This window comes from Amycolatopsis sp. NPDC102522 (genome assembly GCF_055584485.1).
In genome coordinates this window covers 132,741-147,880 of sequence record NZ_JBVJLY010000020.1, presented here as the reverse complement: position 1 = coordinate 147,880, position 15,140 = coordinate 132,741, and the positions used below count along the sequence as shown (strand labels likewise).

12 protein-coding genes are annotated in these 15,140 nt (G+C 68.2%); 2 read left to right on the top strand and 10 right to left on the bottom strand.

Annotation, left to right across the window (positions count from 1 at the left end):
- The first annotated feature begins 57 nt into the window (after positions 1 to 57).
- Entirely contained in the window at positions 58 to 1,023 is a 966-nt protein-coding gene (locus tag ACZ6YV_RS33970) for a helix-turn-helix transcriptional regulator (RefSeq protein ID WP_465513505.1), read from the top strand.
- A 42-nt stretch (positions 1,024 to 1,065) separates the two neighbouring features.
- Here ACZ6YV_RS33970 and ACZ6YV_RS33965 read toward each other — a convergent pair whose 3' ends face one another.
- Positions 1,066 to 1,560, bottom strand: a complete 495-nt coding sequence (locus ACZ6YV_RS33965; RefSeq protein WP_378247404.1) for a helix-turn-helix domain containing protein — start codon at positions 1,558 to 1,560, stop codon at positions 1,066 to 1,068.
- Between the two features lie 592 nt (positions 1,561 to 2,152).
- A complete protein-coding gene (locus tag ACZ6YV_RS33960; RefSeq protein WP_465513504.1) occupies positions 2,153 to 3,739 on the bottom strand; it encodes an alpha/beta hydrolase in 1,587 nt (528 codons plus the stop codon).
- A gap of 185 nt (positions 3,740 to 3,924) precedes the next feature.
- On the opposite strand from ACZ6YV_RS33960, the gene ACZ6YV_RS33955 reads away from it, so the two are divergent.
- Entirely contained in the window at positions 3,925 to 4,617 is a 693-nt protein-coding gene (locus tag ACZ6YV_RS33955; RefSeq protein WP_465513503.1) for a DNA alkylation repair protein, read from the top strand.
- On the opposite strand, the gene ACZ6YV_RS33950 is transcribed toward ACZ6YV_RS33955, so the two are convergent.
- The 8 genes from ACZ6YV_RS33950 to infC form a co-directional block, all read right to left on the bottom strand.
- Positions 4,598 to 7,933, bottom strand: coding sequence for a tetratricopeptide repeat protein (locus ACZ6YV_RS33950; RefSeq protein ID WP_465513502.1), 3,336 nt, complete (start codon positions 7,931 to 7,933; stop codon positions 4,598 to 4,600). The two genes, ACZ6YV_RS33955 and ACZ6YV_RS33950, sit on opposite strands and share 20 nt — an antisense overlap.
- A gap of 132 nt (positions 7,934 to 8,065) precedes the next feature.
- A complete protein-coding gene (gene pheT / locus ACZ6YV_RS33945) occupies positions 8,066 to 10,639 on the bottom strand; it encodes a phenylalanine--tRNA ligase subunit beta (RefSeq protein ID WP_465513501.1) in 2,574 nt (857 codons plus the stop codon).
- The gene (gene pheS, locus ACZ6YV_RS33940) at positions 10,640 to 11,704 is read right to left on the bottom strand and encodes a phenylalanine--tRNA ligase subunit alpha (RefSeq protein WP_465513500.1); all 1,065 of its coding nucleotides are present in this window, start codon (positions 11,702 to 11,704) and stop codon (positions 10,640 to 10,642) included.
- A gap of 276 nt (positions 11,705 to 11,980) precedes the next feature.
- On the bottom strand, positions 11,981 to 12,811 hold the full coding sequence (locus ACZ6YV_RS33935; RefSeq protein ID WP_465513499.1) for a DUF6159 family protein: 831 nt from the start codon (positions 12,809 to 12,811) through the stop codon (positions 11,981 to 11,983).
- A 40-nt stretch (positions 12,812 to 12,851) separates the two neighbouring features.
- Positions 12,852 to 13,682 (bottom strand): TrmH family RNA methyltransferase, encoded by an 831-nt coding sequence (locus ACZ6YV_RS33930; RefSeq protein WP_465513522.1) that lies wholly within the window; start codon positions 13,680 to 13,682, stop codon positions 12,852 to 12,854.
- Positions 13,679 to 14,056 (bottom strand): 50S ribosomal protein L20, encoded by a 378-nt coding sequence (gene rplT / locus ACZ6YV_RS33925; RefSeq protein ID WP_005163284.1) that lies wholly within the window; start codon positions 14,054 to 14,056, stop codon positions 13,679 to 13,681. The genes ACZ6YV_RS33930 and rplT overlap by 4 nt, the downstream gene beginning before the upstream one ends.
- Positions 14,057 to 14,118: 62 nt before the next feature.
- The gene (gene rpmI, locus ACZ6YV_RS33920) at positions 14,119 to 14,313 is read right to left on the bottom strand and encodes a 50S ribosomal protein L35 (RefSeq protein ID WP_005163285.1); all 195 of its coding nucleotides are present in this window, start codon (positions 14,311 to 14,313) and stop codon (positions 14,119 to 14,121) included.
- Between the two features lie 70 nt (positions 14,314 to 14,383).
- Positions 14,384 to 14,959 carry a translation initiation factor IF-3 gene (gene infC / locus ACZ6YV_RS33915; RefSeq protein ID WP_378247440.1) on the bottom strand — a complete coding sequence of 192 codons (576 nt, stop codon included), beginning with the start codon at positions 14,957 to 14,959 and terminating at the stop codon, positions 14,384 to 14,386.
- Positions 14,960 to 15,140: the final 181 nt, after the last annotated feature.

Genomic DNA, 15,140 nt, shown 5'->3' with positions numbered 1-15,140 from the left:
CGTGGCTCACCTCGATATAGGCCATCCTCTGTCCTCTATACGGGGCATCCTTGCCGTATGACGGACACGCCCGCCCGGCTGCTCAGCCTGCTGTCGCTCTTGCAGACTCCTCGTGAGTGGCCTGGCAGCGAGCTCGCCGACAGGCTGGAGGTCAGTCCCCGGACCATCCGGCGCGACATCGACCGCCTCCGTGAGCTCGGTTACCCCGTCGAGGCGTCGCGGGGCTCCGAGGGCGGCTACCGGTTGGGCGCGGGCGCGGCGATGCCACCACTGCTGCTCGACGACGACGAGGCCGTCGCGATCGCGGTCGGCCTCCGGGGCGCCGCCGGGCAGGCGATCTCGGGGATCGAGGAGTCTTCGGTGCGGGCGCTGGCGAAACTCGAGCAGGTCCTGCCCTCGCGACTGCGTTACCGCGTCGGCGCGCTGGGCGCCGCGACCGTGCCGCTGCCTGGTACAGGCCCCCCGGTGGATCCGGAACACCTCACCGTCTTCGCGGGCGCGATCGCCAACACCGAGCGGACACGATTCGCCTACCGCACCGGCGAAGGAACCGAATCCCGGCGGCACGTCGAACCGCACCGGCTCGTCTCGGCAGGGCGCCGCTGGTACCTGCTCGGCTACGACCTCGACCGGGACGACTGGCGGATCTTCCGTGCGGACCGGATCTCCGAGCCGCGAGCGACCGGTGGCCGGGCCACCCCGAGGCAGCCACCCGCGGAGGACGTGGCGGCCTATGTCACCGACAGGATTTACAGCCTCCTTCCCACCTACAGCGCACGCGTGACCCTGCACGCGCCGATGAGCCGGGTCGCCCCCGCGATCGGGGACAACGTCGGCGAACTCGAACCGATCGACGACGAGACCTGCGTCCTGAACGCGGGCACGGACACCCTGGACTGGCTCGCGTTCCGGATCCTCGGGCTCGGTTGCGAATTCACCGTGCACGAACCGCCGGAGCTGATCGGCCACCTCCGGGAAATGGCCGCACGAGCCGGCCGCGGCACGAAATCCACAGTGGACTGATGGCGGCCGCGAGGGCCGGATGACCCTCGCGGCCGCCTGGGTTCAGCCTGTTTCACCCACCTCTCGCTGACTCGGCGGTATCGGGAGATACGCGCCCCGGCGCTCCGGGTCGCAGCCGACCCTGGGCAGCCGGGCCCGGATCCCGCCCGGCGTCCGTTCGAACCGCCGCGCGATCTCCTCGACGCTTTCCCCGGTCAGCCAACGGCTTTCCAGTTCCGCGTCGAGCTCCTCGGACCACGGCAGGCCCTGATGCGCGGGGCGGTCCGCCGATCTTCGGCGGCCGTTCCGGCCGGAACCCCGGCCGGCGAACGCCAGCAGCGTGTCGGATAGGACGGTCGCCAAGGCCGGGATGGCCTCGGCGTCGATATCGAGCCTGCCTTCGGCGACAGGCTCCTCCTGCGGTCCGGCTCCGCCGACCATGACGGTCACCCAGCGGTCTTCCCCGGCCGCGCCGCCACCCTCACGGGCGGCGACCTCGATGCGATAAACGGTGTCCTGCACTCGGATCTCGGTCCGGTGCTCTTCGACGATGGTCATGCCGGGGACGCTAACGGGCGGCCCCGACAATTCCGTGGCCCGGCGACGGGAACGCGGTCCGGGACGGTGGATGACCGGTACTTTCATCGCTTTTCGGGACGAGAGGGTGCCGGTCATGGCCGGTCACCTCCGCATTCAGAGGACTGAACGCGGCGCGTGGCGGGGAGAGGTGTCGGTCGGGGTGGTCGTGAGGGGTAAGAAAAGGGCGTCATGCCGGGTGGAGTGAAGGGGCTTCCTGACCGAAGGGGTCGGCCTCGCCCGAGTGTCCACAAGGGACATCGCGCGGCGATTGATGCCTGTATGCACGGTTCCGTGTGGGGTCGTGAGTGGTAAGTAGCGTTAGAACGTTCTTTACCACTCACGACCCACCCAAATCAGTCGCGCGAACCATCGCCGTATTTCGGCAACGCCAGAGCAGCGGGTCACAAGTGAGCAGTCGCGTTCCAGCAGAGGTCTCAAGTCAGAGGGAGCTGCGGACGCCGGGCGGCCGGTAGGTGACGCATTCAGAGGACTAAACGAGGGAGTCCCCAAAGGAAATGCCCCGGCCCGGGAAACCGGACCGGGGCACAGAAGCGTCCCGAAAGCGACAGACTCAGAAAGGCAGCGCCTGAGCCAGCGCCTCCTTCTTCACCTCAGTCACGGAAGACGGCACCTCGGACTTGGGAGCCGCGGAAGCACCGGCCGGAACCGGCTGCGGGACCGGCGTGCACTGCACGTCCGAACCGTTGCCCGGCTTGCGCACGGGCAGCTTCCCGGTCAGCAGGTAGTCCGCGATCTTGTCGTCCACACAGGACACACCGGACAGCGAACCCGAGTGCGTCGTGCCACCGGGAGCACTGATCAGGCTGGAGTTCGGGTAGCGCTTGCGGACCTCGAGGCTGCCGGGGTACGGCGTCGCGGCGTCGTTCTCCTCGTTGACCAGCAGGATGCCCGGGACCTTGCGCCCGTCGATCTCCACCGGCTTGCCCGGCTTCGCGGGCCAGTCGATGCACGGCGCGTTGAACCAGGCGTTGCCCCAGGTTTCGAACGGCGCCCGGAAGTGGGTGACCCAGTTGTCGAACTTCCAGCGGTTCCAGCTCTGCGGCCACGCCACGTCGGTGCACTGCACGGCCGCGTACACCGCGTACCCGTTGTCCTGACCCGGCGGGTTGGAGTCGTCGTACAGGCCCTTCAGGGTCTGCCAGTCACCCTTGTGCACCCAGCCCGAGAACGCGTTGGCCATGTCTTCCCAGCCGAACACGTAGTAGCCGGCCTGCAGGAAGATGTCCGTCCACTCGGAACCGCCGATGACGCCGCCCGCGGGCTTGTCGTACAGCTTCTTCTGCTCGCCGTACCACAGCTTCTCGACCGCGGACGCGGTCTTGCCGAGGTGGTAGACGTCGTCGTACTTGGCGAGCCAGCCGAAGTAGGTCTTGATGTTCTTGTCGAAGGCGATGTCCTGGTTCAGGTTCGCCTTGTACCAGACGTCGCGGGGGTCGACCGTGCCGTCGAACACCATCCGCCGCACGTTCTGCGGGAACAGCGAGCTGTAGACCTGGCCCAGGTAGGTGCCGTAGGAGAAGCCGTAGTAGTTGATCTGCTTCTCGCTCAGCGCCTTGCGCAGGCTGTCGACGTCCTTCGCCACATCGATGGTCTTGATGTGGTCGAGGATCGCGCCGTTCTTGGCGCACGCCTTCGCGTAGCCCTTCGCCTTGTCACGCCACGCCGTCTCGATGGCGCGCGTGGTCGGCACGTACTGCGGGCGGTTGTAGGAGGCGTAGTTCCCGTCGCAGGTCACCGACGGCTTGCTCTCCCCCACTCCGCGCGGGTCGAAGCCGATCCAGTCGTACTCCTCACCCGCCTTCTTGGGGACGGCCCGGCCGAGGGTCGACAGACCGAGACCGGAGCCACCGGGGCCACCCGGGTTGACGATCATGACGCCCTGCGACTGGGCGGACTTGTGCTTGACCCGCGAGACGGCGATCGAGATCTTCTCCCCGCCGGGCTTCGCGTAGTCCAACGGGACCTCGAGGAAGCCGCATTCCGCGCCGGCCTTGACCAGGCTCGGGCGCGTGCAGGCTCCCCAGGAGATGGGCTTCGGATCGAAGTCCGACGCCGAGGCGGCCGTGGCGGAGGGAGCGAGCGCCATGGTGCCGACGCCGATCCCCGCGACCGCCAGGGCGGCAACGAATTTCTTCACTGTGTTCCTTTTCGTCCGCGTTCGACCCGGTCGGGCCGAAGCTACCGAGAACCGGCTTCAATCTCGCTGACCGACACGTTGACCGCCATCCCTCTTTAGTCGGTATCCGGCCCCCGATCCGGGCATATCAGTCTTGTCGGTCCCCTGTCGTACGCTCGCGGCGTCCACTGGGGAAAGGAGAACGCGTGAACGAGGTGAAAAGCCTGGTTTCGGCGGTTCGCAACGGTTTGGCCGCGCTGGCCGATCCGGAGAAGGCGCCGTCGATGCGGGCGTACATGAAGTCGGAGATGCCGTTCCTCGGTGTGGCGTCACCACCTCGGGCCGCCTTGCTGAAACAGGTCTACGCCGAGCATTCGCTACCCGATCGAGTGAGTTTCTCGACCGCCGTCCTCACCTTGTGGCGTGAAGCGAGCTTCCGTGAGGAGCGCTACGCGGCGATCGCCCTTTCCGGACACCGTGCCTACGCCCGTTGGCAGGACAGCGAACTGCTCGGCCTGTACGAGGAAATGATCGTGACGGGCGCGTGGTGGGACTATGTGGACGAAGTCGCCATCCGCCGGGTCGGGCCGATCCAGCGAGCGGAACCCGAGACGATGACCCCGCTGATGCTGACCTGGGCCTACGACGAGGACAAGTGGCGTCGCCGCACCTCGGTCATCTGCCAGGTCGGCGCCAAGGGCGGGACCGACACCGACCTGCTCACCCGAGCTGTCGAGGCGAACCTCGACGACAAGGACTTCTTCCTGCGCAAGGGAATCGGCTGGGCGCTGCGCGAGTACGCGAAAACCGAGCCGGACTGGGTGCGCGCGTTCGTGGCCGCGCACCCCGCACTGTCCAATCTGTCCAGGAAGGAGGCGCTCAAGCACCTGGGAGGGTGAGCACCGGCCGAGGGACGAGCGTGCTGAGCTCCTCGATCAGCCCGCCGCGTTCAGGCAGCAGCACTCGCAGGTCCTTCAGGTCGCGAAGCAGTTCCAACCGTGTCTCCTGCGGCGGCCCTTTCTCCAGCAGAGCGGTGAGATCGCGTCTCGCTTCGGTGTCACGGCCGAGAACGAGGAGATAGAAGAGCGGCTGGACCCGGTCGTCCCAGTCCGCGGAGTCGGCCGTGGCCTGGGCGGTGGATTCGTCGAGGCCCGCGATGAGGGACCGGTGGGCTTCTTCGGTTTTTCCGGTCTTCAGCCAGGCCAGCGCGAGGAGGCCGCGGGCCCACCGGGATTCCGGCGCGAGCGGACGCAGGATCTCCATCGCCTCGTCCAGTTCCCCCGCGAACAGCAAAGCCTCCCCGAGGTTCTCGCGGTAGTCGGTGTCGTCAGGGTCCAGGACGATCAAGGCACGCAGGTCCTGGATGGCTTCCGGGTACTCACCCGCCCGGCGGTGGATCTCCGCGCTCAGGGCGCGGCCGTTCTCCTCTTGCCCTGCCGCAAGAACGCTGTCCATATCGGACACGGCGCCCGCCGGATCATCGAAAAGGAGGCGATGGCGAGCGCGTCGATAGCAGGCGTACGCCCCGCCCTCCTCCACCCGGACTCCCTCGTCCAGTGCGGCCCGGGCTTCCTCGTGGCGATCGAGGCCCCTGAGGATGTCGCCTCGGGTGCTGTGGAAGAAGGCCATCCTCGGGTTCGCCGCGACAGCGACGTCGATGTCGGCGAGGGCGGCCGGATAGTCGCCGGTCCGCTGGTAGGCCATCGCGCGCCAGGTGTGCGCCCACTCGTTGCCGGGGTCGAGTTCGATCGCGCGGCTCAAGGGCTTCACCGCGTCGTCGTACTTCTCCAGCCAGCTGAGCGCGATCCCTCGTTGAACGTGGTTCTCGGCGTCCTCGGGAGCCAGCTCGATCGCCTTGTCGAAGTCGGCGAGCGCCGTCGCGTGCTCATCCAGGTCATTGTGCGCCCGGCCGCGCATGTAGTACGCCCACTCGTAGTCCGGGTCGAGCCGGAGCGCGGTGGTGAAACCGTCGATCGCGAGCCGGTTCCGCTCGCCGCGACGGTGGAACGCCGCCCGGATCGCGTGGGCCCTGGCGCTTCCGGGGTCCATCACGACGATCGCGTCGAAGGTCGCCGACGCGGCGTCCTCGTCCCCGTTCTGGTCGTAGAACGACGCGAGCTCGGTCAGGTAGAACACGTCCTTGGGGCGGAGCGCGACGGCCGCCCGGTGACCGGCGAGCGCCTTGTCCTTGTCCCCCAGCTCGGCGAACAGAGTGGCCCGGTAGTAGACGGCCCAGGCGTAGTCGGGGTCGAGCCGGATCGCGATGTCGATCTCGTCGATCGCCTTCCGGACGTCGCCGCGCTTGAAGTACACCTCACTCCGGACGGAGTAGGCCCACCTGTGGTCGGGCTGGAGACGGACGGCCTCGTCGAGGTCGGCCATCGCGCCGTCGAGATCGCCGAGTTCGGCGCGAGCGGAACCGCGCCCACGCCACGAGTAGGCGTAAGTGGGATCGAGTTCGACAGCCCGGTCCAGATCCGCCAGTGCCCGTTCCCAGTCGCCCTCGTCGCGGAACAGATTGCCGCGGTCGCTCCAGACGTAAGGGTCCGCGGGGTTCAGATCGAGAGCCCTGTCGTAGTCCCGTTTCGCCGCCTCAGTGTCGTCCTGGCCCTCGTAAGCCCACGCGCGCCTCCGAAGCACCGTCGAAAGCCGGGCCGCGTCGAGTTCCTTCGCACCGGAGAGCAGGTCCAGGACCTGGATCTCCCGAGGACCGTCGCCGTCGCCGACCGCGGCGGCCAGCCGCCGAGCCCAGTCCAGGACCGTGGGCGCGTCCGCGTCGACACCGGCCTGCTCCATCATGCGCGCCCAGGCACGGGCGGAAGCCGTGTCCGTGGTGACCATCTCCGCGGCTCCGAGCAACACTTCCGGCAGGGCGTCGGCCGGGTCACCGCACAACCGGTGGTAAGCCTGCTCGAGTTTCCTCAGCTGCCAGCGTTCGTCGTTCCAGGCGTCGCGGTGACGGCTGAGGCCGAGTTCGTCGCACCGGCCTTGGTAGTACTCGCTGAGCCTGCGGTGGCGTTCGGCGAACTTGTCGAGTGAAAGGCCGCGTTCCAGCCGCACCATCGGGCCGCGGACCACCGGGTGGTAGCGCACCGGAAGCTCACGGCGCCCGACGAACGGCAGTTCCCGCAACCAGCGGAAGATCTCCCCCGCGGTTTCCTTCCCGGTCAGCACACCGATCACGTCCTCGTCCAGGACGCGGGGCAGCGACGCCGTGGCGGCGATCTCCTGCTTGGCCTTTTCGGGAACCCAGTGCAGGAACCGTTTGACCGCGTCATCGGTGGGATCGCCGACCGCGTCCGCTTCGGTGGGATTCCCCCGTGCCAGCATGGCGACCAGGACGGGCAGACCGCCGCTCAGCCGCAACACGCTCTCGATCACGTCTTCGCCGGTGACCCCGTGCTCGGCAAGCAGGTGGCGCGCCTCCGGCTCGGTGAACGGCCTGAGTTCGATCTCACGCACCAGCGGCGCGTACCGGTTCCACTTCCCTTCGTCCAGCGGGTACTGGCCAGCCACGGTGAGCACCAGGTTCTGCGGCAGGTCGCCGTACAGCCCGCCGAGCATGTCGAGCAGCCAGGTCTCCAGCACCGGCGAGGTACGTTCGAAGGTGTCGAAGAACAGCGTGATCTGCCGGCTTTCCGGAAGGCGCCAGAGATCCTCCACGAACGGCTTGGTCAGCTCCTCCGCCGGTTCCAGGAGAAGCTGGACGTCGGCCTTCCGCTTGAACTTCGCCGCGAGGTAGACCTGCAGCTGCTCCAGTTGCTTCGCGGTCGCGTCCGCGTCGATCGCGTCAGCGGCGATGCTTCCGCCGGGGAGGGTCTTCGCCACGCCGAGACTGGCCTTGACCACGGTCTTCGTCACGAGCGCGCGACCGGCGGCCGGGGCCTGCGGATCGCTGTGGAGCCGTTCCCTCGCCTTGAGATAGGACTCGTAGCGCTTCTCGAATCGCCGCAGCTCGTGCCCGCCGCGAGCGAGATCCTTCGCGAGTTTGACCAGTGTCGCGGGCAGATCCTGCTGCCTATCGTCCACGAACCCGACGGCGGCGCGGGTCTCCTCGGCGATACCGCGAAGCTGGTCGAGGAGGAAGGACTTGCCGACCCCGGCGAGACCGTGCACCGAGAACAGGTACCGGCGGCGGCGGTCACTCCCCGGCAACCCCAGATTGACCCGGAAGTCCTCGCGTTCCCCGACTCTGCCGACGAAACCGTCGCTCAACCAGGCACGGGCGACGTCTTGGATGCTGGACCGACCGTCTGGACGTGACACAAGTCCTCACTTTGCCACATCCCATGACGAGTGAAGGCCCCTTTCCTCGACTGAGGAAAGGGGCCTTCACGAGACCACAGGTCAGGCCCGCAGGCTCGCACCGAAGCGTTCACCGGCGATCGCGACGGCGGCGTCGCGGGCCTTGGTGGCCTCGTCGACGGTCAGCGTGCGGTCCGAGGCACGGAACCGCAGCTTGTACGCCACCGAACGCTTGCCCTCGCCCAGCTGCTCACCCTGGTAGGAGTCGAACAGCGCGATGTCTTCGAGCAACTCGCCCGCGCCCTCGCGCAACGCCTCGGCCAGGTCGGCCGACGGCACGCCGGTCTCGACGACGAGAGCGACGTCGAGCAGCACCGGCGGGTACGCCGAGATCCGCGGCGCCGGACGGCTGTCCGGGATCGGGATCGCGTCCAGGTCGAGCTCCATCGCGACGGTGCGCGGCGGCAGCCCGAGCGCCTCGACGACCTTCGGGTGCAGCTCACCGGCATAACCGACGGGCCACTGCCCCACCCGCAGCTGCGCGCAGCGGCCGGGGTGCCACGGCGGCTGGTCCGCCGCGGCCGTGGTCAGCTCGACACCGGCGGCCTGCGCCACCAGCCGCGCGGCCTGCACCGCGTCGGCCCAGTTCGCCTGCTCGCCCTCGCCCCACCAGCCCGCGCGGCAACGCTGGCCCGCGAGCACGACGGCGACGTGCAGCGGCTGCGGCGGGACGGCCGCTTCCAGGACCGCGAGTTCTTCGTCGGTCGGCCGCCGGTCCACCCCGAGCGAAGGCATCGGGATCGGGTTCGGCCCGGGCAGCACGACCTGTCCGAGGTGGAACAGCGAAACATCCTTGAAGCCGCGGGAAATGTTGCGCTGCAGGATCTCCAGCAGCCCCGGCAGCAGGCTGCTCGCCATCCGGTCCTTGTCCGCCTCCAGCGGGTTGCGGATCTTGATGGTGCTGCGGCGGACGTCGTCTTCGGGCAGCCCGAACGCGTCCCAGACCGAGTCCGAGATGAACGGGAAGGGCAGCACCTCGACGTAGCCGTTCTCCGCCAGCGCACGCGCGACCGAACGACGGCGGCGCTGCGTGTCGGTGAGGCCCCGGCCGGCCGGGGCGTCGGGCAGCACCGACGGGATGCTGTCGTAGCCCTCCAGCCGGAGCACCTCCTCGACCAGGTCTGCGGGCTGCACCAGGTCGCCGCGCCAGCTCGGCGGGACCGCGGTCACCAGCGCGGTGCCGTCCTCGGACGTGCCCACGTTGACCTTGCAGCCGATCTGCGAGAGCCGCTTGACCGTGACACCGCGCTCGTAGCGCACCCCGGCCACCTGGTCGGGCAGGCTGATCGGCATGGTCACCGGCTTGTTCGGCTCGACGCCGCCCTCGTCGGTGCGGCCGGGCAGGATCGAGCCTTCGCCGTACTGGCGCAGCAGGCGCGCGGCGAGTTCGACGGCCGCCGCGCACAGCTTCGGGTCGGTGTAGCGCTCGAACCGCTTGGCCGCCTCGGAGAACAGCTTGTGACGGCGGGCCGTCCGGCTGATCGACGAGGGATCCCAGTGCGCCGCTTCGAGCAGCACGTCGGTGCTTTCCGGCGTGATCTCGGTCGACGCGCCGCCCATCGTGCCCGCCAGCGAGATGACCCCGCTGTCGTCGGCGATGATCACGTCGTCGATGTCGAGCGTGCGCTCGACATCGTCCAAAGTGGTCAGTTTCTCGCCCGGCTTCGCCTTGCGCACCACCAAATCGCCCTTGACCGAACCGGTCGCGAAAGCGTGCAGCGGATGCCCGAGCTCGAGCATGACGTAGTTGGTCACGTCGACCGCGAGCGAGATCGAACGGATCCCCGCCAGCATCAGACGGCGGCGCATCCACCACGGCGTCGGCGCCGTCGCGTCGAGGTTCTTCACCCGGCGCAGGACGAACCGCTTGCAGCCTTCGGTGTCTTCGAGCCGCACCGGCCAGGCGTCGCTCTCGGCCTCGGGGACCTCGATGGACGCCGGGTCGCCGAACGGGACGTCGAGCGCGTTGGACAGCTCTCGGGCCAGGCCGCGGACCGACAGGGTGTACCCGCGGTCCGGGGTCGGCGTCACCTCGAGGACGGTGTCGTCGAGCTCCAGCAGCTTGTTCGCGTCCTCGCCCGGGCTGGCCGTGCTCGGGGGCAGCACCAGGATGCCGGAGTGGTCGTCGCCGATGCCGAGTTCGCGCGCGGAGCAGATCATTCCGTCGCTGAGCCGGCCGTAGGTCTTGCGCGAACCGATCTCGAAACCACCGGGCAGCACCGTGCCGGGCAGCGCGACGACGACCAGGTCGCCCTCGGCGAAGTTCGTGGCGCCGCAGATGATCCCGCGGGTCCTCATCCCGGCGGGGCCGTCGTCTTCGAACGGACCTTCGTCGTCGTCTTCGTCGTCGAGGTTCTCGTCGGACTTTTCGGCCTCGACGGTGCCATCATCGGACTCGCCGACGTCGACCCGGCAGAACCGGACCGGCTTCTTGAACTCGGTGAGCTCCTCGATCTCGGCGACACGGCCGACCACGAGCGGGCCGGTCACCGGTTCGAGCTTCCGGACGTCGTCGACCTCGATGCCGATACGCACGAAGGCGTCGGCCAGATCCTGGGCCGTGACCTCGGCGTCGACTTCGAGGTGTTCGATCAGCCAGCTGGCTGGGACCTTCACTCAGGCCTCCGTTCCGAAGGGCAGGGTGAACCTGATGTCGCCCTCCACCATGTCGCGCATGTCCGGGATTCCGTTGCGGAACTGCAGGGTGCGCTCGATACCCATACCGAAGGCGAAGCCCGAGTAGACCTCGGGGTCGACGCCGCAGGCACGCAGGACGTTGGGGTTGACCATGCCGCAGCCGCCCCATTCGACCCAGCCCGGGCCGCCCTTCTTCTCCTCGAACCAGACGTCGACCTCGGCCGACGGCTCGGTGAACGGGAAGAAGTGCGGGCGCAGGCGGGTCTTCGAGTTCTCGCCGAACATCCTGCGGGCGAAGGCGTCGAGAGTGCCCTTGAGGTGCGCCATCGTCAGGCCCTTGTCCACCGCGAGCCCTTCGACCTGCGAGAACACCGGGGTGTGCGTGGCGTCGAGCTCGTCGGTCCGGTAGGTGCGGCCGGGGCAGACGATGTACACGGGCAGGTCGCGGTGCAGCAGCGTGCGGGCCTGCACCGGCGAGGTGTGCGTCCGCAGCACCAGGCCGGAGTCCTCCTCACCGAGGTAGAACGTGTCCTGCAGTTGGCGCGCGGGGTGGTCCTTGCCGAAGTTCAGCGCGTCGAAGTTGAACCACTCGGCCTCGAGTTCCGGGCCGTCGGCGACCTCGTAACCCATCGCGACGAACGCGTCGGCGATCCGCTCCGACAGGGTCGCGATCGGATGCCGGGCACCGCGGGGCACCCGGTCCCAGGGGAGCGTGACGTCGACGGTCTCCTCGCGGAGCACCTTTTCGTCACGTTCGACCTGGAGCACGGCACGGCGGTCGTCGAAGGCGGCTTGGATACCTTGCCGCGCTTCGTTGACCCGCTTGCCCGCCTCGGCCTTCTCCTGCTTCGCCAGGGCGCCGATCTCGCGGCGGGCGAGCAGCAGCGGAGACTGGTCCCCGAGGTGGGCGGGTTTGACCGCGGCCAGCGCGTCGAGATCCGCCGCGGCCGCGAACTCCGTCTCGGCCTGCTTGACGGCGGCCGTCAACGTTTCCGGCGCGAGGGCTCCCACCTGGGGGTCCTGCTTGTCGTTGGCTTCGGACATAACTCCTCGGCGTCCGCTGGGACTGGTCCGGTGCACGCGAGCGCACGCATGGGTTTAGCAGCTGCTGAATTCTATGGGACAGCGAACGGCGGCCCCCGATCACCCTCGGGCTGGGCACACCGTCACTAAATAAGACGAAAAACGCGCTCTACGCCGTAAACAAGGTGCTGGAACGAACACTGCGTTCCATGGGAGCTCCCTTGGTGTCGTGATGCGGACGGCGTCGTGCCCGCGACTCTACGTGGCCGCGGGCGACGAGGCCATCCGATTCCCGGCTCAGCGCCCGGCGAAGGCGCCCTCGAAGTCCACCTTGCCGAACTCCTCCGGGACGATGCCGTCGGCGGCGTAGCGGTACAACGCGGTCTGGTAGATCCCGGACAGCGTCGTGCAGAGGATGGCGACCAAGAACCCCCACACGAGTGAAATCCCGACGGCGACGAAGATCGTGATGGTTCCGCCGAGCAGGAAGCCGGCACCCATGAAGACCGCGAATCCGGCCAGCGTCAGCAGGAAGCCGACCAGCCCGATGCCGAACCTTCCGGCGGCCTGCTCGCCCCAGGTCCGCTTGAGCAGCTCCGCCGACCGCTTCGCCCCGTGCCGGACACCGGCGTCCTCGATCATCATCACCGGCAGGACGAGGTAGGTGACGAGGTTCCAGGCGGCGCCGACCAACCGGCCGACGAAGTAGCCGATGAACCCGAACCGCTGCTCGATCTCCCGGAGGATCAGGGAAACCGTCGCCGTGACCGCCGCCCAGCCCAGCAGGGGAAGCCATCGGCGTCCCGCTTCGGCCAGTCCGGCCGCCACGCGAGGGTCGTCACCGCGCAGCGCGACGTCGGCCTGCGAGATGAGGGCGGCGTTGAAGAACACCGTGACGAACGCGGCCGCGAGGTAGAACAGCCCGATCATCACGTACGAACCGGGCGTCAGCCGGGAGTGATCGGCGATCTCGGTGTGGGAGATCCAGTAACCCGAGCCGAGGAACACCGCGGCGACCAGCAGGCCGGCGACGGCGGCGAGCACCGGGAAGAGCGCGAGTTCCTTACGGGACCGCAATACTCGCCAAGAAGCACCGAACAAGGCGAAAGAACGGGCGATACGCCCCATGATTCCCCCAGTGAATCAACGGAAATGGTGAAGCGGCAGCCTAGCGAGCCGTCCGCGACGCCATCGCGTTGGTGTACACGCAGATCGCCGCGGCGGTCGCGAGGTTCAGGCTCTCCGCCCGGCCGTACATGGGGATCTTGACCGCGAGGTCGACCGTCTCCAGGACGCTCTGCGGCAAACCGTGCGCTTCGTTGCCGAAAACCCAGGCGGTGGGCTCCTCGAAGGACACCTGATCGAGTTCGGTGTCGGCGTAGCCGTGCGCGCCGAGAGTGCGGAGACCGGCGGCGGAGCAGGCCTTCAAGGCCGCGTCGACGTCCCGGATCCGGGTGATGGCGGGGTGGAACAGGCTGCCCGCGGCCGCGCGGACGCATTTGCCGTTGTGCGGGTCGACGCTGTCCCCCGCGAGGACGACCGCGTCGGCGCCGGCGGCGTCCGCGACACGGATCACGGTGCCCGCGTTGCCGGGGTCCGCGACGTCGACGAGGACGACGACGAGCTTGGCGCCCGGCTTGAGGACTGTCTCTTGTGGACGGTCGACGAGCGCGCAGACCGCGACGATGCCTTGCGGCGTCACGGTCTCGGACAAGCCGTCGGCGGCGCGGTCGGTGATCGGCGAGACGAGAACGCCCGCCTCACGCGCGGCGAGGAGCAGGCGCTCGTGCTGCGCGGCGGCGCGTTCGGTCACGAACAGCTCGTACACCTTGCCGCCGTCTTCGAGGGCGGCTTCGACCGCGTTCGCGCCCTCGGCGAGGAACCGCCCCGCCTTCTCGCGTTCGGCACGGCGGGTCAGCTTGCGCGCAGCAACAACCCGGGGCGTCCGTTCGGTGAACGGAGCCGCCCCGGGTTGCGGAAGAGCGCTGTAGCCGGTCAGGCCGACTTCTTCTCTTCGGTGTTCACGTTCGCCTTGGCCAGCTCGGCCAGCGCGGTGAAGGCGGCGGCGTCGTTGACGGCGAGGTCCGCGAGGATCTTGCGGTCGACCTCGACACCCGCGGCCTTGAGGCCCTGGATGAACCGGTTGTAGGTCACGCCGTTGGCGCGAGCCGCCGCGTTGATACGGGTGATCCACAGCTGGCGGAAGTCACCCTTGCGGGCACGACGGTCCCGGTAGGCGTAGTTCAGCGAGTGAAGCGTCTGCTCCTTCGCCTTGCGGTACAGCCTCGAACGCTGGCCGCGGTAGCCGCTGGCGAGCTCGAGAGTCGCGCGACGCTTCTTCTGGGCGTTGACAGCCCTCTTGACGCGTGCCACTGGTCCATCCTGTCGATCTGGGGGCGCGGCGAGCGCGCCCGGGGTTTACAAGTGCGGGGGTGTCAGCGGCCGAGAAGGCGCTTGACGCGGCCGACGTCGTTCTTGGCGATCTCGGTCGTGCCTTCGAGGCGACGGGTGAGCCTGTTGGACTTCTTCTCCATCAGGTGGCGACGGCCGGCCTTCTGGCGGCGCAGCTTGCCGGTACCCGTGACGCGGACACGCTTGGACGTCCCGCTGTGCGTCTTCATCTTCGGCATTACGTAGTCCTCTTTCGTGCGGCGGCACACCGGGGTGCTCCGGTGTGCCGCTGACATGTGCTGGTCGGCGCTACGCGTCGGCGGGCGACTCGGACGGATCGTCCTTGCCAGCCTTCGCGGCCTTCTGCGGCTTCACGTTCTTGTGCGGGGCCAACACCATGATCATGTTGCGACCGTCCTGCTTCGGCGACGACTCGACGAAACCGAGTTCGGTCACCTCGTCGGCGAGCTTCTGCAGCAGGCGGAAACCGAGTTCCGGCCGGGACTGCTCGCGACCGCGGAACATGATCGTGACCTTGACCTTGTTGCCTGCCGCAAGGAAGCGCGACACGTGACCCTTTTTGGTCTCGTAGTCGTGCTGATCGATCTTCGGCCGCAGCTTCTGCTCTTTGATGACGGTGAGCTGCTGGTTGCGGCGGGACTCGCGGGCCTTCTGCGCGCTCTCGTACTTGAACTTGCCGAAGTCCATGAGCTTGCATACGGGCGGGCGTGCCTGAGGAGCGACCTCGACGAGATCGAGATCGTTCTCCTGTGCCAGCCGCAGCGCATCTTCGATCCGGACGATGCCGACCTGTTCACCGGCGGGCCCGACGAGTCGGACTTCCGGCACCCGGATTCGGTCGTTGATGCGTGTCTCGGAGCTGATGGGGCCTCCCTGGTTCGAGGTAAATTCTTCTACCGTTTCGACCTGGTGCCCACATGCCGAAGGCCCCGGTACCGTGAGGTACGCGAGGCCCACTCATTCCGATCGCGTTCAGTCTCCAGAACCGAACACACCGCCTCAGACGCCCGAAATCGTCTTTGGCAAAACCGGACCCGGACACCTG